This is a genomic window from Rhodopirellula baltica SH 1, from assembly GCF_000196115.1.
Taxonomy (GTDB): Bacteria; Planctomycetota; Planctomycetia; order Pirellulales; family Pirellulaceae; genus Rhodopirellula; species Rhodopirellula baltica.
On the sequence record NC_005027.1, the window covers coordinates 1,783,036 to 1,807,111 of the forward strand.

Here is a 24,076-nt window from a genome sequence, read left to right on the forward strand (position 1 = left end):
CTGCGGCGAACCTGATCACTCCGATCCAACAGGACCGATGTACTCGATCGCGCCGATCGACGATGTGTTCGCCTGAAGTTTTGCGATCGCTTGTTCCATGTCGTAATACTGCTTCAGCAAACGTTCCCGTTGCGATTCCAGCAGATCGTTCATCGATTCAACGCGAGCGTCGTTGCGTTCGATGTGGGCGCTGAGAGTTTGCGTTTTGCGAATCAGCATGCCACCGTCAACACCCGCGTAGGTGTCGGCGAGCTTTTTCAGTTGCCCCACCATGCCGATGTTTTCATCTTCATCATTGGTTTTGTTGAAGAATTGTTCGACCGCTTCGGTGTCGTTGGCGAGAGCCGCCTTAAGTTTGGTTTCGTCCACTTGGAGTTCACCGTTTTCATCCATTCGAACGCCGATTTGGCTGAACGAACGAATCGAGTCTCCACTGCTGAGCGGAACGGTACCGGTCAGCAGACGCGAATAGCCGTTTTGAATACGGAGCGTTTCCGTTGATCCGAACAGCAAGCCAACTTCGTTTGCTTCGGCGTCAAAGAACGTGACTTCTTGGATTTTGTCGATCAATTTGTTGTATTGATCGGCGAAACGTTTGACGGCGGAAACAATCGCGTCCGGATCGTCGTCAACGTTGACGGTGATGGGATCCTCGGACAACTCTTTGACCGTCAAATTCAAACCGCTGATTTCATCTTCAAAAACGCCATCGGTCGATGTCAGGAAACGCTCGGTTCCACCATCCGTTGCGATGGAGATCAGGGCGTCTTGTCCCTTCGAGTTGGTCCGCAGGTTCAGGTCGACGCCATCCAAGTTCACAGATATGCGTCCAACTTCGCCGCCCTTCTTGCTGCGAATCTGCAGTGAATAGGAGCCGTCCGAGTTGGATACAACCGACGCGTCGGCGTAGCGATCTGATTCGTTGATCTTTTCAACGATGGATTCGAGCGTGTCGTCTTCGGTGATTTCGATCGTGACCGATTCGCTGCCGACCAGACTGGTTCCCGCATCGGCGGTGCCCGCCAAACCCAAGCTAGCGGCAACTTTTCCTTCGCCGGTATCGGTGATCTTCAGTGACGATGCACCGCCCGCGGTGTCGGTGATTACGACTCCGTCGCCCGCCTCGTTCAAAGCGGCTTCGACCCCGATGTCCAACGCGTTGACCGCGTCGATCAGGTCACCGATCGTTTCAATTTCTGAAACGGCCAAGTTGATACCGCCAACGGCACCGTTGCTATCGCGAATCGTGAAGCTGCCCGTTCCGACACCGTCGCCGGAGTTCAATTCAGAGAGCTTGGTTTCGAGCGTGACCGATTGAAAGTTCAGATCTTCGCCAACGACGATGTCGTCGGTCGTTGATGCGGCGATCCCCAAACTGGTTGCGGTGTCGTCCGCTGAGCTGATTTCGAACGTTCCGGGACCACCGGACACATCACGGATCCGCAAACCGTTGCCGGCGTCGTTGATACGAGCGATGACATCGAGTCCGCTGCCGTTGATCGCATCGATCACTTCATTGAGCGATGTTGCACCGGAGACATCAATGCTGGCGGATGTTCCGTCGCCGGTTTGTATGTCCAGGCTTGTGAGAGTGCCCAGTCCGTTGCCACCGCCCAATTGCGACAGGCTGGCTCCGTTGAGCGAATCCACACCATCGGGTAGCGGGATGTCGTTGCCATCGACACTGCTCGACGCGACGTCGATGCCGTGCAAACCGAGGTCGGCTGCCGTTTCAGCGGTTCCGAGTTGTTCGACCTTGAGATTGCTGATCGATTGACCGGTCTGATCGATCAGTTTGATCTTCCCACCGGACGTTGTGGCTTGGATTCCAACGTCGGCGTCGTTGATCGCTTGCAGGACATCGTCGACCGTACGAGCTTGGGAAAGGTCGACTTCTGCCGATGCACCGCTGCGGTCAGTCAAACGAATCGATCCGCCTTCAACGCCCAAACCGTTGTTGAGTTGCGAAAGGCTGACTTTGGAATCAACAAAGCCGCTGGGTTTGATCGTGAGTGAACCTGCCAGGCTCAATGCTTCGTCGAATGTGCTGAAGCTTTGTGCCGATGAAACGCTGTGCGTGGCTGCGGTACGGAGCGTTCGCACCAAGTGATTGCCGTTGGTGACTTCGTCGCGTGTCGATACCGACAGAGCGTCTTCGTTGGATGACGTCGCATTCTTACTGCTGAACAGTGCGGACGAACCGAGCGCATCTCCAGCCAGTTGCACACCGATGACGGATGCGGTCAGCGACGCAATTTGCTGCTGTTGACCGAGCAGTTCTTCCGTTTTGGCGAGAATTCGGTCACGCGGTTGCGCATTGATCGCCATCAATTGGTCGACCGTCCCGACGATGTCGGTACCGGTGACTAATCCGATCGATGATTGCAAACGAGCCATGACACACCAATGAAGTTGTGAATATGTGAGACAGAAAAGGCCTTCGTCTCAATCCAACACTCTTCTCATCGGCAAAGTCGGCCTGTTTGGTCCACTCTTCGACGCTCGGACTGTGTATCAATTGTCCGAAGGCAATGGATCGGTTCGATGTCGAACGCGATCCATTGCGCAATCGCTGGATTGTGACACTGAAACCTAGGTTGCGATTTGTGTGTCGGCTGTCCGGGCAGTGAACAACCGTCCCGCAGAGGCGGAAAGACAGGCAGTCTGAGAGAGATGTTCCGAATGCGCCGGATTTCGGTTTTCCTGACGTTTTGCCGAGAAGGGGCGGAGTAGCTTCAAATCAGCGCATGCCGCGATGTTTGAAAGTCGAAACCGGCTAAATGTTCGGTGGGCGCATAAAAAACGAGACGGTGTCTCCGCCAAACCACCCCCGGACGAGGCGGCTCGGCGGGAACACCGTCCCGAAATGTCGTCAGTCTTGATGTCGGAAACGGTCAAAGCCGTCCGATTGCTGTTCGCTCGATTGCGTCGATGCAACCGAGTGAATCAGCGTTGATTTGTGTCAAATTCGGTGATTGCTCACCAAGGGCCTCGGACGTAGTACACGCCGAATTGGTCCGTGTGACTTGGCCAGTTGGGAGTCGGTTGGAAACGACCCGGAGCAGCCGCTCCAGGTGTGCTGGCACTGCGACCGTACTGGTGATAAATCGGGTGATTCGTGTTTTGGCTGACGCCCCACGAATACGTTTGTCGAAGGTGAGCGGTTGGTGGAACGACCAGTGCCGTCGGTTGCCCGTACGGTGCGTAGTAGTAGTTGCCGTGCCAAGCACGCGTTTGAGCGAAGTTGTGGTTCCAAACTTGGGTCACCGCGTAAGGGTCACCTGCTTGGGCTTCTTCGGTTGAACCGGCCAAGCCGCTGAAAGCAGCCAAGGCGGCGAGACAAAGGACGATGCGTTTCATGGCTCGGGGATCCTCGAGGACGGTGGATTTGGCAGCAACCATTCGCTGCGACGAACGGACAGGGGGAGTCCGTTCTGCCAATGAGTCAGGTGGCTGGATCAGCGAGGCAAACGCAACGTGTTCCAGTAGAAATTGCTGGCAGCTTGACGAACCGGTGGGCTGTAATAGATCGCTCGAGTTCGGCTCATTCCACGACCATTGTCATAATAGTTGTGGTAGCGGTCTTTGTGCCAATAAAGCATTTCGTGGGGATAGAAAGGCTGATACGTCAGGTAGGTCTGCCCGACATTTGGAGGAACCGGCACAGGCGACACGTACATTTGTGCGTTCGCTGCGTTGGCCGGGCCTTGGGTGTAGTAGTTGTAGAACAGGTCGGGCTGTCCATACTCGCGGCCTTGAACGCCGACTTCACCGGACGCTCCGCCACAATCGCCGCTCGCACATCCACCGGTTTCGCTGGTGCCGACAACGGTGTCGCTGATGACTTGCGAGCTGACGATGTGTTCGCCTTGTGCCATTGCGGCGGGAGCCAGCAAGGTGATGCTGGCGGTGCCGATGGCGATCGCTGCTACGGTGCGTGAGCGTCGGGTGATTTGTGTGGCGATTGTTTGGGCCGTCGCTACGGCTGCTTTCCAATTTCGCTTCATCTCGCGTTCCTCCTCGAACGACGACGGACCAGGTGTCTGGCTTTTGGTTTCGACGCGAATCGAGAGGAAAAACAGCCGATACTGTTGCGGCGTGATGATCGCGACAGATGGCGAAGTTCGCCCAGCAGGCACGTTTCGCCTAGCTCAGACGAGCTTTTCCAAACCAATTCGGCGACCGATGCGAATCAAACGCGGTAATCCGCGGTTTCGCTAACAACCCCGTGGTCGCTATAACCCCCAAACTCGCAGGCTGATCTGCAAGTCCGCTTTTCATTCGCTTTCTGTTCTCAGCTCCTCACAACGAACGTCCCCAACGATTTAGGTTGATTCCGCGTGGCGAAACGTCGCAAAACATCCAGTTCCGCATCCAGTCGCTCCAAACGGGGCAAAGCCGATCCGTTCGATGAATCGCTGTTGGCAGAGATTCAGAACATTCCGCTGCGATTCGCGGCCCAAGATCGCTATTTGAATTACTCGCTTTCGGTCATCACCAGCCGAGCGCTGCCGGATGTCCGCGACGGACTCAAACCGGTTCAGCGGCGTGTTCTCTATACGATGTCGCTTCTTAGGCTTGATTCCTCGGCCAAACACAGTAAGTGTGCGAAGGTCGTCGGAGACGTGATGGGTAAGTACCACCCCCACGGTGATAGTTCGATTTACGAAGCGCTCGTTCGGATGAGCCAATCGTTTTCGCTGCGTATGCCGATGATCGACGGCAGCGGAAACTTCGGCAGCATCGACGGCGACAATGCCGCGGCAATGCGATACACCGAGTGCCGGATGACGCCGATCGCGTCGGAGGTTCTGGCGGATCTATCCAGCCGAACGGTGGCCTTCAAACCCAACTACGACGGCACGCGAGAAGAGCCCGTCGTGCTGCCTTCCCGCGTTCCCAGTTTGCTGGTCAACGGAGCGACGGGAATTGCGGTCGGGATGGCGACGAACATCCCGCCGCACAACCTTAAAGAGGTTTGCAACGCGCTGCTGAAGTTGCTGGCCAATCCGGAAATCAAGGACTACCAATTGGTCGCCGGAGACGCGATTCAGGGTCCCGATTTCCCCACCGGTGGCCACATCACCAACACCAAAGAAGAGCTTCGCGAAATCTATGCGACGGGAACGGGCACGATCAAGCTGCGTGGCGTCGCCGAAGTTGCGGAGAAGTCTCGCACGGGCGACACGCTCCGGATCACCGAGATCCCATTCGGCGTCAACAAAGCAGCGATGGTGGAGCGAATCGCTGAGCTGGTCTACAGCAGCAAGCTTCCACTCGTGCAAGAAGTTCGCGACCTTTCAACCGAAGACATCCGTGTCGATCTGTTGCTGAAAAAGAACGCCGACGCCGACAAGGTGCTCGCGTATCTCTACAAGCACACTCCGCTGCAAACCAACTTCAACGTCAACCTGACTTGTTTGACGCCGACTGAAAACCCAGAAGTCGGTGCGCCAAAACGTCTCGGTTTGAAGGAGATCCTGTGGTACTTCTTGCACTTCCGTTTGGACGTGCTGACCGCGCGACTGACCAACGAATTGCGAGCCCTCGAGAAACGGATTCACATCCTCGAAGGTTTGGCGTTGATCTTCGATGCTCTCGACGAGATCATCAAAATCATCCGCAGCAGCGAAGGCAAAGCCGACGCGGCGGAAAAGATCATGAAGCGGTTTCCGGTCAAAGAACTCACGCCTGCCCAGGCACGTCGCAAGACGCGAGCCTCAAATGGGCTTGATGCGGAGCAGACTGATGCGATTCTGGAGTTGAAGCTGTATCGACTGGCACGTTTGGAAATCAACGTCGTGCTGGACGAACTGAAGAAGAAACGCAAACGAGTCGACGAGATCAACAAATTGCTGGCTGATGACCGCGACGATTACACGTCGTCCGGGCGTTGGGCGATCATCAAAGAAGAACTGCAGTCCCTGATTTCGGATTACGGCAACACTCCCGCTGGTCGCCGACGCAGCACGATCGTGGTGCCGACGGAAGAGGTGGAGTACACCGAAGAGGACTTTATCGTCGCCGAAGATTGCCATGTGATGGTCACCGTCGACGGGTGGGTCAAGCGGCAAAAACAGATCGCCGATCCGTCCAAGAGTCGTCTGCGTCAGGGCGATGCGGTGCTGGCGTGTGTCGCCGGAAACACACGAACCACGCTCGCGTTCTTCAGCAGTTTGGGCGTTTGCTACACCGCTCGGATGATCGATATTCCTGCCTCAACGGGATTTGGCGAGCCAATTCAAAAGCTATTCAAGTTCAAAGACGGCGAACGAATCATCGCGGCTCTATCGATGGATCCGCGAATTCTTGGCGACATCAGCGAAGACCCCAAGGGCAACTACTACCCCGCGACGCACGCTCTTGCCGCGTCAACGGATGGGTATGCTTTGCGGTTTGGTCTGCAACCTTTCGCTGAACCGTCGACACGTGCCGGCCGTAAATTTGCTCGGGTGAAACCAGGTGCCAGCATCGTCGACGTTGTTCCCATCGCGGGAACCGAAACGGTCTTGGCGGTCTCTGCGGACGCAAGAGCGATGGTGTGTCCTGCCGATGAGATCAACTATCTGTCCGGCGCCGGCAAAGGTGTGCTGCTGTTGAAATTGGCGGCGAGCGACAAGTTGCTCGGATTCAAACCCTCGACCGGTGACCGCGATTTGCTCAACGTGGTGACCAACCGTGGTGCCAAGAAAACGGTATCGACGGCGAAGTACCGGACGACATCACGAGGTGGACGCGGCATCGAACTGCAGAAGAACGGAAAGATCGCCGAGATCGTTCGCGATCCAATCGAGCCACCTCCGATTTTTGAAGACTGACGCCACTTCGCGTGGCCAACCGTTGTTCAGGTCGCCAACCTGAACGCACTCACTCATCCCATCCTTCGACTTCCAACGTCTTCTCTTCATGTCCGTTGCACCGAAAGAATACAACGCCAAAAACATCACCGCTCTGGAAGGCCTCGAGCCTGTCCGCAAGCGTCCGGGCATGTACATCGGTGGTGTCGGCTCGGCTGGTCTTCACCATTTGATCTGGGAAATCGTTGACAATTCCGTCGACGAGGCCATGAATGGTCACGCGTCGGAAATTACCGTGACGCTGCATAAAGACGGCGAAACGGTATCGGTCAGCGACAACGGCCGTGGAATTCCCGTCGATAAACACCCCAAGACGAAGAAGTCAGCCTTGGAAATGGTGCTGACGGTATTGCACGCCGGTGGCAAGTTCGAAGGCGACAACTACAAGACGTCCGGTGGTTTGCACGGGGTCGGTGCGTCGGTCGTCAATGCACTGAGCAAAGAACTCGTCGCGATTGTCAAACGCGATGGCGTTCAATACCGGATGGCTTTCAGTCGCGGTCAAGCGACTTCAAAGTTGCAGAAACTCCGCGGCACCATCCGCGGTACAGGAACCTCCATCACTTTCACTCCCGATCCAACGATCTTCCCACGCACGACATTCAACGGGGACACGATCAAGCAACGCCTGGAAACGGCCAGCTTCTTGCATCGCGGTGTGAAGGTCACTTATATCGATGAAGTCGCGAAGACGCGTGACACGTTTTTGCACGAAAACGGCATCGTCGATTACCTCGGCAAAGTCATCAAGGAACGCGAGGCTCGCACGATTCATGAAGCTCCGTTCACCTACCGAGTGGACGACGAAGATCGGGTGGAAGTCACGCTCCAGTGGACGGAATCGACCGACGAACACGTTCGCAGTTACGTCAACGGAATTCCAACCGGCAGCGGCGGCACCCACGAAAACGGTTTTCGCGGTGGCGTTGTTAAAGCGGTTCGAAACCACGTTGACACGCACAGTCTGACTCCTCGCGGTGTGAAGATCACGCACGAAGACATTCGCGAAGGACTGATTGCGATCGTTTCGATCTTCGTCGCCGAGCCTCAGTTCCAAGGTCAAACAAAGGATCGTTTGAACAACCCAGAAGCTCACGGGTTGGTTGAATCAGGTGTCCGAAGTGCGATGGAACAATGGCTGAACAACAATCCCTCGGTCGCCGATGCGGTGATCGCGCGGATTGTCGCCGCCGCAAGAGCTCGCGCCGCATCGCGTGCCGCCAGCGAAGCCGTTTCGCGAAAAGGTGGCTCGAAGCGAACGTTGTTGCCCGGCAAACTTTCGGATTGCGTGTCCGGCGGCAAAGGCAAGTCCGAGTTGTTCATCGTCGAAGGTGATTCGGCAGGCGGGAGTGCCAAGCAAGGTCGCGATCGGAACTGCCAAGCCATCCTTCCGCTGCGAGGGAAGGTGCTGAACACCGAGTCGGCGACGCTGAAGAAGATTCTGGACAACAAAGAAATCCAGGACATGATCGCGTCCCTGGGTTGCGGCATCGGTCCGTCGCTCAACCTGGCGAATTTGCGTTATGACCGCATCATCTTGTTGGCAGATGCTGACAGCGATGGTCACCACATCACGACGTTGTTGTTGACGTTCTTCTACCGCCACATGCCAGCCTTGATAGCGGATGGTCGATTGTTCATTGCGGTTCCTCCGCTTTATCGAATCGACATCGGCAAAGAAACGTTTTGGGCGGCGGACGAAGAAGATCGCGAGCGAATTTTGGCGGAGCACAATGGTCGAGCGAATCCGGAGATCACACGTTTCAAAGGCTTGGGTGAGATGATGCCCAAAGTCCTATGGAATACGACGCTGGATCCGACCAAGCGGACGTTGTTGAAGGTCGAGATCGATGACCACTTGGAAACCGATCGCACGATCAGCGATTTGATGGGACGCGACGCATCGGCGCGGTTTCGGTTCATCATGGAACGAGCCGAAGACGCCAGCGAAATCGACGTGTAGGGCAGCTCGCCTGGAAATGGTTCCGTACCTTGGCCTGCCTAGCAGCCTATTGATTTAGTCGTATACCGAGTGACAACAATTAGCCGATGGGCGGTGGCCGAATGGCACTTACTTCACACCCCCTCAAGGAGGTTGTGAATTTTTACGTGCATCGCCAGTAACGCCTTGAGAACCCCGCCCGTGCAGCGGGAGGGGTCGGAAAGCGAGCGTTCAGCGAGATTTCCGGGGGAGGGCAATCCGCGCCGTTTTCCATGCTCGGCCCCCTCCCTCGCGTACGCCTGAACGGCGTCGCTCGACCTAGTATATCGCTGTTGCTGAGTTTTAACTGTTTGTCAGTCGATTCGCTGTGACGACCATTGGGCAGTCGCTCTGCCGAAATGGTTGCTCGCTTGCAGATCGCTTTCGACCCTTTATTCGGCGTTCGCCAGTACGAGGGGGAGCTTGGTCGCAAGCGAGTTCTTTTACCCGAACGGTCGCCAGGTCGGCTTCTTAGCCAGACCGCATTTACTAGGCAGGGATTTGAAAGATGAATCGCGAAGCAACAACCATCAGCGTCAACGAAGCAACTCTTTCGAGAACCGGCTACCAGCGGGTCATTGGCGTCGACGTCGCCAAAGACAAACTCGACCTGTGTGACTCGCACGGGAAGATCACCGGCTCGATCAACAATGACCTCGATCACATCCACAAGCATTTGCTCGATCACATTGATCCAGCCTCTCGCACTTTGATCATTTGCGAATCGACAGCAAGTTACCACTTACTGATGATGGACGCCGCTCACGACAATTCGGTCGACGTCGCGGTGGTCAACGCGCGACAGGTCCGAGACTTTGCCAAAGGTCAGGGCCGGCTGGAGAAAACGGACCAGATCGATGCAGGTGTGCTCTGCCAATTCGGTCAGGATGTCAAAGTTCATCTGACGGCTCCTCGCACTGCTCAGCAGAAGCACCATACCGCCTTGGTCAATCGACGTGAGGCATTGCTGAAGATGCGTGGCCAGGAGCGGATGCGGTTGGAACACACCCATGACGCCGAGGCAATCAAGTTCCTTGAAGAGATGTTGGAAAACATCCAAAAGCAGCTCAAAAGCGTTGAAAAACGCCTCCATGAGATTCTCAAGGAGCTTGCCAAAGAGGATCCCAAGGTCGATATCCTGCTCAGTCACACCGGTGTCGGCAAAGTCACCGCGAGCGTGCTGCTCACTCGGTTGCCTGAATTGGGAACGCTGAACCGAAAGCAGGTGGCCAAGCTTGTTGGCGTCAGTCCGATTGCCAACCAGAGTGGCAGGAAGGATGGCAAGCGTCCGATTCGCGGCGGACGACAAGACGTACGCAACGCGATGTACATGGCGGCTAATTCGGCACGCAGACACGACCCGGCGACCAAGGCGTTTTACGAACGGCTTCGCCGCCAAGGCAAGCCCTTCAAGGTGGCGATGGTCGCTTGCATGCGGAAGATGCTTTCGACGCTCAATCAAATGGTTCGCAACGAAGAAACCTTTGACGCAACGAAGTACGCCTCCATGGCCGAGGTGCAATCCTGTTGCTAATCCACCCAAGCGTCGCCGCGAGTCCCTTTTGCCGAGCCCGATCGAGGTCGCACCGCCACAGGCAACCATCACCCGAGGCGAAAAGGGGGCAACCGGCCATCGAAACAAGCCCGACAACCGGCTGCCCGACGTACTCGCGTGTTGCCACGCGGTACCAGTTTGCAAGTTTAATCAAAGCGAGCTTTTACCCAAGAGCCCGCCGTTAAGATGCTGCGCAGAGAACGCCATGGAATCAAAAATTTTATGATTTTTGATCGCTGACACTTGCCAGATTCATTACGGTCGCTCCCCAGGGGCGAGGGTGAAGTTGTAAAGTAAGTGCCATTCGGCGTTAGCCCCGGTTGGCGTCTGACTAACCGGCGCTAACGCGGTTCGGCTCATCCAATCAACAGGCTGCTAGGCCGTCGAGGAAACGCTAGCTGAGGTCGGCTTGTCCGATGCTGGACGGCGCCGCCTTCAAAACCTCTGTCAATATCTCGTCCATGTTCCGGTGGCTTGTGTCAATTCGCAAGTCAGCCGATGCACGATAGAGCGGTTCGCGATGGCTCATCACGGATTGGACTTCGTCAAAAACGGATTGGTCAGTCAGTGAAGGCCGTCGATCGGCCGTCGTCGCGTCACCGGCCAAGCGGGCGACCAGGACATCTGGTTCGGCGTCCAGCCAAACGCACCAGCCTGAATTCGCGATGATGTTCCGGTTTGCTTCGCGAAGGATGGTGCCTCCGCCAAGCGCGATCACATGTTGCGGTCGCCTGGAAACTTCCATCAAAGCGGCTTCTTCCCGGTCGCGAAAACCGACTTCGGTTTCATTCGCGAAGATTTCGGCGATGGATTTGCCTGCGGTCGTTTCGATCACATCGTCCAAGTCGACTGAGGGCAGAGACAGCTTCTGCGCTAAAAGTTTCGCAAGCGTACTTTTGCCGCACCCACGGTAGCCGGTCAAATAGAGGTGCTGAGGTTTCACTTCGTCGTTGTTCATGATGCGAAACGCTACCAGCCCACGGTTTGATTGAGAAGTCCGAAGGGAACAAGATGAGTTGGATTGCAAAAGTAACGTTGGCCGTGGTGCTGATCATCGGGTTGGGCGTTCAAGCCACCGGGCAGAACGACCGCGCAGAAGTTATTGGCGATGATACTTCTCAGGTGGATCCGGTACCTGCCGCTCGCACTCCATCCGCGGTCGATGCAGAAGACGTTCCGAAAGCACTGGAGGGCGAATTCGACACGCGAGACATCGCCGCCGCGACGGCTTGGGCGGATCAATTGCATTTAGCGGATTGGTTGGGTCCGCTCGCTCCTTTGGCGTTGTCACCCTTCTTTGGCGTCGCTTGTTTGTCGGGTTTGTCGTTGTGGGGCCCGGATTGGATCACCGACAATGCGTTGTTGGGGTCAGCCGGACCGCTTCGCAGCGTTCCGCTGTTCGCCGTCTTTTCTGCTCTGGCGGTTTTGACCAGCATTCCACGCTTGTCAAAAGTCAGCAAACCGTTTGCCCAAGCGATGGATCAGTTGGAGGCTTACTCGGTCATCGTGATTTTGTTGGCGATCAAAATCACCGCTTCGATGACCGCGGAATCAGTAGGAACCAACGAGGCTCAGTTGGCGGCCGAAGCGATGCCCGTTTATACGGCGGGCATTTTTAGTTTCACCGCCAATGCGTTGTTGCTGGTCGCGATGACGGTCAACGTGTTGGTCATCAACAGCGTCAAATTCTTCTTCGAGTTTCTGGTTTGGTTGACTCCGTTTCCAACCGTCGACGCAATCTTTGAGGTCTGCAACAAGTCGCTTTGTGCGGCTTTGATGGCTGTCTACGCGCTGAGCCCCACCCTGGCGACCGTGTTCAACTTCGCGATTCTATTTGTTGCAGCGTTGATTTTTCGCTGGGCCGCTCGCCGGGTGAAGTTCTACCGAACGATGTTGCTCGATCCGGTCCTGGCAAGGATCTGGCCCGGATTCGCGACACCGGACCCACGCGGTGTGATCGTGTTCGCACAAAGTGCCGTTGGTCCGTATCCTGCGAAAAGTTGCTTGCGATTGCGTCGCGGAGACGAAGGATGGTTGTTGACTCCCGCCACACCATGGTCGCCGCTGTCATGGGGATTGGGAGGCGACGGCCATGTTCTGCAATGTGGAACCTCGCCTCGATTGGTTCGCGGATGGCTGACCCACTCGATCCACGCCGAAGCGGACGACGACACCGTGGTGTTGTTGAAGGTCAGCCGACGTCATGACATGCACATGACGATCGTGTTGGAACAATGTGGTTTGATTGAACACACCGAAACGAACGAGTCGGCCGCAGACGCCGCGCCTCGCGACAATGCAATCGAATTTGCCTAGGCACCGAATCAGACCGATGGCATCGATCGACGATGCTCGATCAGAAACGACGCAAAAGTCGGGCTAAAACGGGCCTCAACCGGTCTCGGTCCTCTTTGGATGCAGACTCGGTTGGTCTAAAGTGGGGAGCACTGATTGTTCCCCTTGGTCGACCGCATTGAATCCGGAGCTGCTGAAGACTCGATGGCCACGCAACGTTTGACCAAGCAGAATGCCGCGATGATCTCGGCCGCCGTCGCACTTCGAGCTGATCGGAACGCGGACGCCCTGTTGTTGTTGCTCGATGGCAGCACCGATTGGAAGCGAATCTCTGAGCTGACCGAGGCCAACGAAAATGTGGTCATCGTCGCCGTCGATACGATCGAGGATTTGGACGGTGCCGCCGAAGCTGGTTTGAAGCCGCTGGCACTGAACAAAGAAAAGGCTCCGTTGCTTGAACGACTGCAAGAAGCATTGCTGGAAGCCGCCGCCGATGAGCTGATCAAAACCAACGGCGAAGTCGTCGCGGTTTACAGCGGATTCCAGCAAGGACGATTGGACTCGATCAGCCACCTGCAACTCGACGAGCGGATGCGTCGATTCACCGTTCGTGATTTGCAGACGCTCGAAAGCAGTGTCCCGCTGAAGACGATCAAAGCTGTCGTTGACCTGGCATCGCAAATTGGCCGAGAGGGTCGTGAAGGCAAAGCCGTTGGAACGATGTTCGTGGTCGGTGATCATCGCCGAGTCCTGGAGCACGCTAGCGATAGCGGCGCGGATCCATTTCGCGGGTACAACAAAAAGCACCGCAACATCTTGGACCCCAAAGTCCAGGAAGACGCCAAAGAGATCGCTCAACTCGACGGTGCCTTCGTGGTTACCTCGGACGGCATCATCGAACGAAGTCGTCAGATGCTGGAGGTTTCGCACGAAGACCTCAAGATGACCAAGGGACTCGGTTCCCGACACTGGGCCGCCGCCGCGATCACGCGAAAAACCAAAGCGGTCTCGGTCGTGGTTAGCCAATCGACCGGAACGGTGAGGCTGTACCAGAACGGATTTTTGATCCTGCAGATTGTCCCGATGGACAAAGCGATCAAGTGGCAGGAATTTGCTTTTGAGCCACCGCCGCAATCAGCGGACGAAAACTAGGCGTCTTCGTCCTATTGGGCAGGTCCACCTGGACTCGCCACTGATTTCACGCCGAAACGGCGATCTTCGATCGCGTCGCCCACGGTTGCCACACAAAAACCGGGGCTGACGCCCATCGGCTAATGGTTGTGATCCAGTATGCGACTAAATCAACAGCCCGCTGATGCCCGAACGGCTGAGCTGAATGCCGCCGTCCGTTTAGAATTTGTGGCCCTTCTTGGGTCCGTCCTTGGTTTGAGTCAGGATTTCGGGGCCTGATTCGGTCATCAAGATCGAATGTTCGAACTGTGCCGATGGACGTCCGTCCTTGGTCCGAACTGTCCATCCGTCCGCTTTGTCGCACTGGGTGTACCGCGAACCGGCGTTGATCATGGGCTCGATCGTGAAGCACATGCCCGGGAACAATCGGTCGATTCGGCTTTGACGGTTCGGGAAGTGAGGAATCGATGGGTCCAGGTGAAACTGTTTGCCCAAACCATGGCCGACATATTCGCGGACAACGGTGAATCCGCGGCCTTCGGCTTCCGGCACGACGGCCTCGCCAATCGTTGCCACGCGGCAACCGGGCGTCAGAGCGTCGATGGCCAAGTGCATGCAATCAAAGGCACACTGGGTGACGGCTCGCTTTTCTTCGCTGACTTCACCCAGCAAAAACGTTTCGCTTTGGTCACCGTGCCATCCATCGACCACCGTCGTGATGTCGACATTGATGATGTCGCCTTCTTTCAATTCGTAATCGTCCGGGATCCCGTGACAAATCACTTCATTGACGCTGGTGCAGCAGCTCTTGGGATACTTCTGGTACCCGAGCGTCGCGGCGCGATAACCGTGACCGTAGGTCCAATCGTGGATCATTTGGTCGATCTTGCCCGTCGTGATCCCCGGTTTGACGTGTGGCCGAACATAGTCCAGTAGCGCCGCATTCGCTTGGCCAGCGGCCCGCATCATGTCGCGTTGGGTTTCGGAAAGGATCAGTTTTCGTTGCTTGGTCAGCATGCTGCTAAATGGTGTCGGTTCGGATGAATTGGGGCCATAAAAGGCACGGCGTCAGCATAGCAGGTTTGAGGTGTTGGCAAACCCAAACGGCCCCGGATCCCGGCCAAGTGAGGGATCCGGGCTGGAATGATCGGTACATTCGGCGGTTTCGATCAATCAGGAACGCCCCCGGTCGGAACTTTTATGGCCCCGGAGGGTTAGTTCGATACGGAACGAGACCATTTGCTCGTCCGATCGCTTTTCCGGCAACTATCCTGGCAACCGAGTTTCCAGGCAAACGATTTTTACTTCGCCCAGCTCGGTCCCACATCTTATCTATCGAAATGAATCGAATTGTTTCCAACGCGACGCAAGCCGCTAATGCTTGGTCAAACCGAGGATGCAACCCCGCGCAGGTGGAGGCTCGCTCTTTCCGGACTTCGCTTCGAAGAGGCTTGTGTGCCAGGTGGGCCCTTCGCGGTGCCGCTTTGGCTGGGATGATCGTCCTTGGCTCGGGCGTTCAACCCGCCGCAGCCCAGGACGCCTCAACCCAAGAGGCCGCCGCACCTGATACCGCTGCCGCAAACGCAACGGTTGTCACGAACTCCGACAAGGAATTGCAATTCAATTTCTCAGGAGCACCTTGGGGCGACGTCCTGCGCTGGTTCTCCGAGCAAGCTGATCTGTCGTTGCAGATGGACTCGGCACCCGCGGGAACGGTTAATTTCACCGATCCGACGCAAACATATTCCGTCGGCGAAGGCCTGGACCTGATCAACCGTCTGCTGCTCGATCGCGGCTGGGCTGTGGTTCGTCGAGGACGCATGCTGCTGCTGGTCGATTTAGAAGCGGAGAACGCGGAAAAGCTGATCAGCGAGATGGCTGAGTTGGTCACCCCGGACACGTTCGACCAACGCGGAAACAGCGACATCGTTCGATGCGTCTTTCCATTGGGAGGATTGTCGCCGGATGAAGCTCGCGAAGAGTTGTCGCAGATCATTGGGCCATGGGGACGCATCAATGTTTTGGCGGGAGCTCGCCAAGTCGTCGTGACTGAAACGGTCGGAAAGCTGCGTATCATCGAGACGGTATTGTCCGCCGCCGAAGAAGCTCAATCCAGCGTCGTCGAAATCACGCTTCAACATCGTGCTGCGGAAGAAATTCTGGAGGTCGCGCGTCCGTTGGTTGGTTTGGAACCAGGCGAAAACCTTGGCGAAGACCTCCGTATCTCGGTTTCGTTTTACGGCGACCGAGTTTTCGCGACTGGATCGCCCGCCAAGCTGTCGTTGCTGAAGAGCATCTTCACCAAAGCGGACAAGGCGATGCCTGGCAGCGAAGACGAGGAAGAGATCGAAATCATCAAACCAGTGTTGAAAACGCACTCGGTTGCTTCCGCCAACCTGCAAACCGCTTTCGATGTGTTGCAAACGATGTTGGCCGGAACGCCGGAGACCCGCATCGCCTTGGACACCAAACGTGGCGTCATCGTTGCATCGGCTCGTCCCGATACTCAGCAATTGATCTCGGACACGATCGCGGAGCTCGAAGGTGACGGCGATAACTTTGCGATCATCAATCTGCGTCGCTTGGAACCTGCCAATGCTCTGCTGACCATTAACAAGTTCTTTGGCGTGACCGAAACGGGTGGCCAAGGTCCGACGGTGGATGGCGATCCAGAAACCGGACGTCTTTGGGTTCGCGGAACTGCCGCCCAAATCGAAACGGTCAAACGTCTGATCGACGAACTTGAAAACGATCCGTTGGCCGGTGGATTGGGCGAAAACGTTCGCGTGTTGCCGATGACCGGTTCGTCCGCGAATCAAACACTTCGGCAATTGGAAAGCTTGTGGCCAATGACCGGCCGTGAGAACCGTTTGCGAGTGATTGTTCCAACGTCCAGCGATGACGATCAACTACAAGATGGAAGCCGAGACACACAGCCAATCCGCCAGCAGTTTCAACGCGATTTGGATCAGGAAGCGTCTTGGAATCAAGGCGAAGCGAACGGCGAATACTTGGTGCGAGCCTTTGACGATCTGGACGTCAACGAATCGGCTGGTTCTGAATCTGCGGATGACGAATCCGAAGGCGGAATCGCCGGGCCAAAATTGCTGCAAGATGATTCAGCCAATCCGCACGCTGGCGCGGAAATTGTCGTTCAAATGACTCCTGCTGGATTGGTGATTGCATCCAAGGACAGCGAAGCTCTCGACGCTTTTGAGCAATTGCTCAGCTCCATCAGCACATCGTCGGGAATGGCCAGCGACTTGCCGACCATCTTTCGTTTGAAATACATCAAAGCCGATGTGGCCTCGGAATTGATCGCCAGCGTTCTGGGTGGATCGGAATCGTCTTCAGGATCGTTGACTGAATCCGTCATGGGCGGACTCGGCGGCGGAATGCTTGGCGGATTGCTGGGCATGGGCGGCGGTGGCGGAGAAGAGGTTTCCAGCAGCCGATCGATTTTGACCAGTCGCGGCAGCGTCAACATCGTTGCCGACGGTCACTTGAACTCATTGATTGTTCAGGCCAGTCCCGCGGACCTTGAATTCATACGATTGGTGATTCGAGAAATCGACCAAGAAGAAAGCCCCGAGTTGGTACGGACGGTTCCGCAGCCCCGGTTAATTCCAGTGATTTACCAAGAGGCTTCGGACGTTTCCGCGATCGTGAAAGCCGTCTTTGCCGAGAAGATGTTCCAAGAACAGAGCAGTGGTGGCGGAGGTGGAGGCCGGCAGCCTTCTCCCGAAGACATCATCAACGCGTTCCGTGGGGGTCGCGGCGGACGAGGCGGCGGCGGTGCTGCTGAGAAGCCAAAGAGCGAACCGACGAAGATCATCGTTGCCGTGGACGAACGCAGCAACGCTTTGGTCGTGACCGCCACACCACAAGACTTCCAGCAGGTCCAAGAACTCGTTGAGATTTTGGATCAACAAGGCATGGAACAAGAAGAACAGACCGTTGTGATGCCAATCGCAGGTGGCGTGCGTGCAGAAGTGTTACAACAAGCGTTGGAGTCGATGCTCGGCGTTAAAGCCACCACGGCAACATCGACCAGCGGAGGTTCCAGCAGTGGATCAACCGGTTCATCCGGTTCGACACCCACCGGTTCGTCGCCTGAAGACATTCAGCGTCGAATTGAATTCTTCCGATCACGGTTCGGCGGTGGTGGTACCGGCGGTGGACCTACTGGAGGATTCGGTGGACGAGGCGGTACAACCGGACGCGGAGGTGGCGGAGACACAGGTCGCGGTGGTCGCGGCGGACAAACAGGCGGAGGACGAGGAAGATGATCATGCATGCTGGCGAGATTCTGCAACGACGCGGATTGCTGACGCCCCAACAGTTGGAACAGAGCCGCAACGGTGACCCTCAATCGGTCGTCGACAACGCGGTGACCTTGGGGTACGTGTCGGCGCGAGATGCCCTGTCCGCGATTGCAGATGAGGTCGGCTTGGAATTTCGTGACCTTCGCACGTCGGAGATTGATCTGTCCGCTTTGGAGGGCTTCCCGCAAAAGCTGATCTATCGCCACTCCATGTTCCCGATCGGATGGGACGACGGTGCGTTGTTGGTTGCGACGGCGGATCCGTTTGATCTGTATCCACTCGATGAAGCTTGCGCAACGACCGGTAAAACGGTTGTTCCCGTCGTCGCCGAACGTGGCGAAATCAGTCGCTTGGTGAAGAAGCACCTCGGTGTCGGCAGCGAAACAGTCGAAGGGCTGGTCGCGGCTGCCGGCGACGAAGAAGTGGAACTGCTGGACGGCATCGAGACCGATGGCAGTGAACTGTCGGAGATGGCTCAAGAAGCGTCGGTCGTTCGGCTGGTCAATGAAATTTTGATCGAAGCCGTTGATTCGCGTGCCAGTGACATTCACATCGAATCTCAATCCGATGGTTTGGTCATTCGATACCGGATTGACGGAATCTTGCATCCGCAACCGGTTCCGCCCGAAATCAATCGTTTCCAAGCTGCGATCATCAGTCGTCTGAAGATCATGGCTCGATTGAACATCGCCGAAAAACGATTGCCTCAGGACGGCCGGATCAAACTTCGAGTTCATGGACGCGAAGTCGACATTCGTCTCAGCGTGATTCCCATGATCCACGGCGAAGGCCTGGTCATGCGTGTTCTCGACAAATCATCGATGGTGTTTGATCTTCAAGGACTTGGGATGTCCAAAGAGATCTATGACCGATTCAGCCAGTTGATCAAATTGCCGCACGGAATCGTGTTGGTCACCGGCCCGACGGGTAGTGGTAAAACGACGACGCTGTACAGCAGTTTGCTGGAGATCCGTAGTCCTGAGAACAAGATCATCACGACGGAAGATCCCGTTGAGTATCAGCTCGATGGAATCAACCAGATCCAAGTTCACTCTAAAATTGGACTGACATTCGCCGCGTCACTTCGAAGTATCCTGCGTCATGACCCGGACATCGTGCTGGTCGGGGAAATTCGTGACTTGGAAACCGCCGAGAATGCGACCCAAGCATCGTTGACCGGTCACATGGTGTTTAGCACCTTGCACACCAACGATGCGGCCGGTGCTTTCACTCGGATGGTCGATATGGGCGTTGAACCGTTCTTGGTTGCCGGAACGGTCGAAGCTGTGATGGCTCAACGATTGCTTCGGCGGTTGTGCCCTCATTGCAAGGAAGCCATCCGGCCTGATCGAGACGATTTGCCGAAGGATTTTCCTTGGGATGAAATTGAAGGCAAAGAAATCTACCGCAGCGTTGGTTGTCGTGAGTGCCGCAACGTTGGCTACTCCGGTCGTTTGGGGATCTACGAACTTCTCGTCAGCAGCGAGCAGATTCGCGAGATGGCTCAGAACCGCGCCAGCAGTTGGGACATTCGTCGCCAGGCGGTCAAGGAAGGCATGCGAACGCTTCGGATGGATGCCTGGGACAAAGTCGTTGCTGGTGTGACCAGTGTTGACGAAGTCCTTCGTGTGACAAAGGGCGAAGCTCTCTAGTTCGTCGCCCAGGCTTCTCTTCGTCGATAAGCTTTTCCCTCTCCGCTACCAAGCCCGCCTGCTTCCCGCCTTTCGACAACCATGCCAACGTTTCAATACACCGCACGAGACATGACCGGAAAGAGCGTCCAAGGATCGCTCGAAGCAGCGTCGCAGCGCGAAGCGACGTCGTTGCTGACCGGACGTGACTTGTTCCCGACCAAGATCGCGGAACAGACATCTGGTTCGGGTCTGTCGATCTTTGGTAAGAAACGAAAGAAGGTCAAAGGCCAAATCATGGCCACCTTCTATGGCCAGCTCGCCTCGTTGCTCCGCAGCGGTGTGCCGATGATCCGCTCGTTGACGATCCTGGGCGAACAATCCAGCACGCCGGTCCTCGGTGAAGTGCTCGCTGAAATTCGTGGACGAGTTGAAGACGGCGAACCAATCGGCGACACCATGTCTCGCTATCCGGGCGTCTTCAGCGATATGGCGGTGAACATGGTTCGCGCCGGTACTGAAGGTGGTTTTCTCGAAGACGCTTTGGACCGCGTTGGCGTCTTCACTGAACTGCAAGAAGATCTAAAGGGTCGCACGGTCAGTGCGATGGCCTACCCGGTTTTCTTGTTCACGATCGGCAGTGTGGTGATCTCCGCTCTGTTGGTGTTCTTCGTTCCCAAATTCGACATGCTGTTTGATCGGCTGCGTCAAAAGGGTGAGATGCCTGCGATGACGGAAGCGTTGTTGAGCTTCAGCAACTTCCTTCAAGGCTATGGTTGGATCTTGATCGTTTTGGCGGTGGGGCTGATCATCTTTTTCCGTCAACAAATGCAGACCGAACGCGGGCAAGACATCTTCGACAAGGTGAAGTTGAAAGTCCCGGTATTGGGCGACATTTTGATGAACCTTTCGGTCGCACGATTTTGTCGTGTGCTGGGAACCTTGCTGGCCAACGGTGTTCCGATTCTGAAGTCGCTCGATATCAGTCGGACGGCGACCGGCAACCGTTTGCTCAGCCAATCGATTGCAGACGCGAGTGAAAACATCCGCAGCGGTGAAAGCCTAGCGAAACCGCTTCGTCAGTCGGGGTATTTTCCGATTTCTGTTGTCGAGATGATCAGCGTCGGCGAAGAGAGCAACTCTTTGGACCGAGTGCTTCCGGAAATCGCTGACTCGTTGGAAAAGCGAACGTTTCGGCGATTGGATTTGTTCGTGCGATTGCTCGAACCAATCATGTTGCTCGTGATGGCGATTCTGGTTCTCGCCGTTGTGATGGCGTTGCTAGTACCCGTCCTCAAGAGCAGCACCAGTCTCTAATCGGACACCGCTTCTAAGTCTTCGCCGATTTTTGATCGGCCACGGTTCCATCCGAAACAACCGTGGCGAATGCCAATCGGCTAAAAGGACTGTGGGACGACGGTCGTCGTGCAACGTCTCTGAATCATCGATGGTTGAAACGGCATTCTTTCCGGAAACCGCGAGGTGTCATGCCGGTGGTTTCTTTGAACGCTCGATTGAAACGACTCAGTGAGTCAAAGCCGGCCGCGAAGGCGATGTCGATGATTTGATCATTGCTGGAGATCAGCAGTCGTTGAGCTTCGGCAACGCGATGACGTGTGATCAATCCATTCAGCGTCAATCCAAACGTCTTTCGGAACAAGGTCGATGCGTAGTCCGGATGAAGGTCAACGCATTCGGCGATGTCTTTGATTTGCAATCTGGATTTGAAGTTGCGAGCGATGTGACATGCCATCAACTCGGCTTTGGCGAGGTTCGGCGACGAGTTTCTCAGTCGCGCTTCGCGGTCGTCAGAGGACAAGGCCGGGTTTTTGAAATACGATCGCGCTAACCGCAGCAGTCGCGCCTTCAGTTCTAACAACACAAATTCACGCGTGTCTTCCGGATCAATCGACACGTCTGAATGCCATTGTTCGAATAGAAACTTGTCTCGCACGGCCGTCTTTGGATCCGATTTTCCCGACAAGACGTTACCGAGAATCAGTTGGGTCTGAAGACTTTCGGGAAGTCCCCATTGCAGGAACCAACCAAAGGGAATCGTGATGACGTAGTAATGCGTCACATCACGAAACTCGATGATCTGGTGCGGAACCGCGGCCCAGAAAAGTGTGAGCGTGTGCGCGTCGACCGTGATCCGATTGCCGCCAATCAAGTAGGTCAGCGATCCGGAATCGAGAAAGTTGATCTCGATTTCATCGTGTCGGTCTGGACGAGGCATTGGGACCGGTTCCCAAACCTCACACGTGAAGCCGTAAGGTGCGAACTCGGGTCTCTGTGTGTCAAAATGTTGCATTATCTAAGAATAGTGCAAGTCAGGCGAGCTTTCGAGGGAGATTGTGCGAATTCCTGGTGTATCGTGACGCCTGAAATTGATCAACGCTGAGTCGTTCAATCTTCCTGTCAGTTCTTAGCCCTACTTTGGTTGGCGATTGACATTGATGGCGGAACCGACCGACGCAGCCAACATACGTCCTCCTTTTCAGAAATCAGTTAGGACTTCATTGATGAGTGTAGCGAAACCCGAGTCGGTACGTGCAGTTGCGATGACGGCACCCGGTGCCACAGAGATGCGCACCTATCCGTATCCCACAGTGGATCACGACTCGGCCATTTTGAAAGTCGACATGTCCGGCATCTGTGGCACTGACCGGCACATCTTCAAAGGAGAAGCATCAGAGCTTCGTGGTAAATCAATTTTCCCGTATGTGGGCGGTCACGAGGTGATCGGCACAATCGTCGAGATTGGTGACAACGCCGCGAAGGTGATGGACTACGACAAGCAACCTTTGCAAGTCGGTGATCGAGTCGCGATTGCGGTCGAGGTGAACTGTGGTCACTGCTTCTATTGCCGCAAGCACTACAACAACACAACTTGCCTCAATCAAATCCAAGCCTACGGTTTGCATCCCAATGCGGACACACTCCCTTACCTGAGAGGCGGGTTTGCCGAGTACATCTTCATTCGGCCGGGCACTCATCTGTTCAAGGTGCCGGATGAAATGTCGACGGACGTCGCCGTCTTCGTCGAAGAAATGGCCGTTGCGTATCACAGTTTGGCTCGTGCGGCCGGACCATTTGCCCCGGTGAACGAAGGCTTCGGGCCAGGCAACTCGGTGGCGGTGCTTGGCAATGGGCCCCTTGGAATTTTGCACGGCATCATGGCCAGCATCCACGGCGCTGGGTTGCGAATTGCAACGGACCTGTCCGATTTGCGATTGGAGAAAGCAAAGAACCTCTACGCGGATGTCACCATCAATGCGGCCAAGGTTTCGACCGATGAACGCATTGAACAGGTGAAAGACATGACCGAAGGCGTCGGACCTGATCTGGTGATTGAATCAGCAGGTGAACCCGAAGCGTTCATCGAAGCACTCCGGATGGTGCGGAAGGGAGGCACCGTCATCGAAGTTGGCAACTGGGTTGATCTCGGCAAACCAGTCGCACTCGACGTGATGCGACACATCAGTTCGAAGAACTTGCACATCCATTCGGTGTTCCACTGCGGAACGGATTGGCGTCCGGTGCTGAACATTCTGCACCAACAATCCGATCGCTACGACTTCCCATCCTTGATCACACATCGATTCGGATTGGATGAGTTGGTGGACAAGTTCGGAACGGTCACCAACTTCGACGAATGCTGTAAAATCGAAGTGATTCCGCACAAAAGCTGAGCCGTTTTGGCGGGTCTTTGCCTGATGATTGGGAGCCTTCGTTTCCGCATCGTTTTGTCGCTTCGCCTAGAAGTGGCCGACCCGTGTTCAGCGGTCTGAACCGAGCCATTCTCAACACGAATCGAACCTCCTGTCTCATCATCTGAATCTTTCGCGAAATTCATGAAACGCACCCGACTACTCAACAGCGAACTGAGCTACGAAATCAGTCGGATCGGGCACACCGCATCGATCACGTTGTGTGATGCCGGGTTGCCGATTCCTTCCGGAGTGAAGCGGATTGATTTGGCGATCGAGGAAGGGTATCCGACATTCTTGCGTACGCTGGATGCAATCTTAAGCGAGTTGAAGGTGGAGGAGATCGTGATTGCAAGCGAAATTCATGACCACAACCAAATGTTGTTTGAGCAAATGATGAAACTCTTCGAAGCTCATCGAATGGCACCGAAGATCACGGAGGTTTCGCATGTGGAATTCAAGCAACGAACACAGGCCAGCGAGGCGATCGTTCGCACCGGGGAATGCACCCCGTATGCGAACGTCATCCTCAAGTCCGGCGTTGTTTTTTGACGTCGAAGTTATCCCCAACAACTTTTGATCGAGACATTA

At 55.6% G+C, this 24,076-nt stretch carries 16 protein-coding genes; 10 read left to right on the forward strand and 6 right to left on the reverse strand.

From position 1 onward, the window contains the following. Nucleotides 1–15: 15 nt before the first annotated feature. The 3 genes from fliD to RB_RS06790 all read right to left on the reverse strand — a co-directional run bounded on the left by fliD (nucleotide 16) and on the right by RB_RS06790 (nucleotide 4,007). A complete protein-coding gene (gene fliD, locus RB_RS06780) occupies nucleotides 16–2,397 on the reverse strand; it encodes a flagellar filament capping protein FliD (RefSeq protein WP_011119371.1) in 2,382 nt (793 codons plus the stop codon). Nucleotides 2,398–2,979: 582 nt separating this feature from the next. Further along, nucleotides 2,980–3,360 (reverse strand): hypothetical protein, encoded by a 381-nt coding sequence (locus tag RB_RS06785; RefSeq protein WP_008660861.1) that lies wholly within the window; start codon nucleotides 3,358–3,360, stop codon nucleotides 2,980–2,982. A 98-nt stretch (nucleotides 3,361–3,458) separates the two neighbouring features. Next, nucleotides 3,459–4,007: a hypothetical protein gene (locus tag RB_RS06790; protein WP_011119375.1), complete on the reverse strand. Its 549-nt coding sequence runs from the start codon at nucleotides 4,005–4,007 to the stop codon at nucleotides 3,459–3,461. Nucleotides 4,008–4,340: 333 nt separating this feature from the next. On the opposite strand from RB_RS06790, the gene RB_RS06795 reads away from it, so the two are divergent. The 3 genes from RB_RS06795 to RB_RS06815 all read left to right on the forward strand — a co-directional run bounded on the left by RB_RS06795 (nucleotide 4,341) and on the right by RB_RS06815 (nucleotide 10,372). After that, a complete protein-coding gene (locus RB_RS06795) occupies nucleotides 4,341–6,818 on the forward strand; it encodes a DNA gyrase/topoisomerase IV subunit A (protein WP_011119377.1) in 2,478 nt (825 codons plus the stop codon). 88 nt (nucleotides 6,819–6,906) lie between these two features. After that, on the forward strand, nucleotides 6,907–8,820 hold the full coding sequence (locus tag RB_RS06800; RefSeq protein WP_007330711.1) for a DNA gyrase/topoisomerase IV subunit B: 1,914 nt from the start codon (nucleotides 6,907–6,909) through the stop codon (nucleotides 8,818–8,820). Nucleotides 8,821–9,346: 526 nt separating this feature from the next. Next, complete coding sequence (locus tag RB_RS06815; RefSeq protein ID WP_011118756.1) at nucleotides 9,347–10,372, forward strand: IS110 family RNA-guided transposase; 1,026 nt, start codon at nucleotides 9,347–9,349, stop codon at nucleotides 10,370–10,372. Between the two features lie 415 nt (nucleotides 10,373–10,787). Here RB_RS06815 and RB_RS06825 read toward each other — a convergent pair whose 3' ends face one another. Then, nucleotides 10,788–11,351 (reverse strand): shikimate kinase, encoded by a 564-nt coding sequence (locus RB_RS06825; protein WP_011119378.1) that lies wholly within the window; start codon nucleotides 11,349–11,351, stop codon nucleotides 10,788–10,790. A gap of 26 nt (nucleotides 11,352–11,377) precedes the next feature. On the opposite strand from RB_RS06825, the gene RB_RS06830 reads away from it, so the two are divergent. Further along, a complete protein-coding gene (locus tag RB_RS06830; RefSeq protein ID WP_011119379.1) occupies nucleotides 11,378–12,709 on the forward strand; it encodes a hypothetical protein in 1,332 nt (443 codons plus the stop codon). 135 nt (nucleotides 12,710–12,844) lie between these two features. Further along, nucleotides 12,845–13,840 (forward strand): DNA integrity scanning protein DisA nucleotide-binding domain protein, encoded by a 996-nt coding sequence (locus tag RB_RS06835; protein ID WP_008660854.1) that lies wholly within the window; start codon nucleotides 12,845–12,847, stop codon nucleotides 13,838–13,840. Between the two features lie 198 nt (nucleotides 13,841–14,038). Here the strand turns inward: RB_RS06835 and map are convergent, their stop codons facing one another. After that, nucleotides 14,039–14,836, reverse strand: a complete 798-nt coding sequence (gene map, locus RB_RS06840; RefSeq protein WP_007328287.1) for a type I methionyl aminopeptidase — start codon at nucleotides 14,834–14,836, stop codon at nucleotides 14,039–14,041. 323 nt (nucleotides 14,837–15,159) lie between these two features. Between map and RB_RS06845 the strand changes: the two genes are divergently transcribed. The 3 genes from RB_RS06845 to RB_RS06855 all read left to right on the forward strand — a co-directional run bounded on the left by RB_RS06845 (nucleotide 15,160) and on the right by RB_RS06855 (nucleotide 21,092). After that, nucleotides 15,160–18,108: a secretin N-terminal domain-containing protein gene (locus RB_RS06845; protein WP_164921642.1), complete on the forward strand. Its 2,949-nt coding sequence runs from the start codon at nucleotides 15,160–15,162 to the stop codon at nucleotides 18,106–18,108. Next, nucleotides 18,105–19,796, forward strand: a complete 1,692-nt coding sequence (locus tag RB_RS06850) for a GspE/PulE family protein (RefSeq protein ID WP_007330716.1) — start codon at nucleotides 18,105–18,107, stop codon at nucleotides 19,794–19,796. Before RB_RS06845 ends, RB_RS06850 begins: the two co-directional genes overlap by 4 nt. 81 nt (nucleotides 19,797–19,877) lie before the next feature. Then, on the forward strand, nucleotides 19,878–21,092 hold the full coding sequence (locus RB_RS06855) for a type II secretion system F family protein (protein WP_007328284.1): 1,215 nt from the start codon (nucleotides 19,878–19,880) through the stop codon (nucleotides 21,090–21,092). A 124-nt stretch (nucleotides 21,093–21,216) separates the two neighbouring features. On the opposite strand, the gene RB_RS06860 is transcribed toward RB_RS06855, so the two are convergent. Continuing rightward, the gene (locus RB_RS06860) at nucleotides 21,217–22,011 is read right to left on the reverse strand and encodes a helix-turn-helix domain-containing protein (protein ID WP_007335894.1); all 795 of its coding nucleotides are present in this window, start codon (nucleotides 22,009–22,011) and stop codon (nucleotides 21,217–21,219) included. Between the two features lie 286 nt (nucleotides 22,012–22,297). Here RB_RS06860 and RB_RS06865 point away from each other — a divergent pair, with 286 nt between their 5' ends. Continuing rightward, complete coding sequence (locus RB_RS06865; RefSeq protein ID WP_037244312.1) at nucleotides 22,298–23,467, forward strand: zinc-dependent alcohol dehydrogenase; 1,170 nt, start codon at nucleotides 22,298–22,300, stop codon at nucleotides 23,465–23,467. A 162-nt stretch (nucleotides 23,468–23,629) separates the two neighbouring features. Then, complete coding sequence (gene rbsD, locus RB_RS06870) at nucleotides 23,630–24,037, forward strand: D-ribose pyranase (RefSeq protein ID WP_007330720.1); 408 nt, start codon at nucleotides 23,630–23,632, stop codon at nucleotides 24,035–24,037. Nucleotides 24,038–24,076 lie beyond the last annotated feature (39 nt).

Coding starts and splice junctions, on each gene's coding strand:
- fliD (WP_011119371.1), bottom strand. CDS start 2,397: ATGGCTCGTTTGCAATCATCGATCGGATTAGTCACCGGTACCGACATC.
- RB_RS06785 (WP_008660861.1), bottom strand. CDS start 3,360: ATGAAACGCATCGTCCTTTGTCTCGCCGCCTTGGCTGCTTTCAGCGGC.
- RB_RS06790 (WP_011119375.1), bottom strand. CDS start 4,007: ATGAAGCGAAATTGGAAAGCAGCCGTAGCGACGGCCCAAACAATCGCC.
- RB_RS06800 (WP_007330711.1), top strand. CDS start 6,907: ATGTCCGTTGCACCGAAAGAATACAACGCCAAAAACATCACCGCTCTG.
- RB_RS06815 (WP_011118756.1), top strand. CDS start 9,347: ATGAATCGCGAAGCAACAACCATCAGCGTCAACGAAGCAACTCTTTCG.
- RB_RS06825 (WP_011119378.1), bottom strand. CDS start 11,351: ATGAACAACGACGAAGTGAAACCTCAGCACCTCTATTTGACCGGCTAC.
- map (WP_007328287.1), bottom strand. CDS start 14,836: ATGCTGACCAAGCAACGAAAACTGATCCTTTCCGAAACCCAACGCGAC.
- RB_RS06845 (WP_164921642.1), top strand. CDS start 15,160: ATGAATCGAATTGTTTCCAACGCGACGCAAGCCGCTAATGCTTGGTCA.
- RB_RS06850 (WP_007330716.1), top strand. CDS start 18,105: ATGATCATGCATGCTGGCGAGATTCTGCAACGACGCGGATTGCTGACG.
- RB_RS06855 (WP_007328284.1), top strand. CDS start 19,878: ATGCCAACGTTTCAATACACCGCACGAGACATGACCGGAAAGAGCGTC.
- RB_RS06860 (WP_007335894.1), bottom strand. CDS start 22,011: ATGCCTCGTCCAGACCGACACGATGAAATCGAGATCAACTTTCTCGAT.
- RB_RS06865 (WP_037244312.1), top strand. CDS start 22,298: ATGAGTGTAGCGAAACCCGAGTCGGTACGTGCAGTTGCGATGACGGCA.
- rbsD (WP_007330720.1), top strand. CDS start 23,630: ATGAAACGCACCCGACTACTCAACAGCGAACTGAGCTACGAAATCAGT.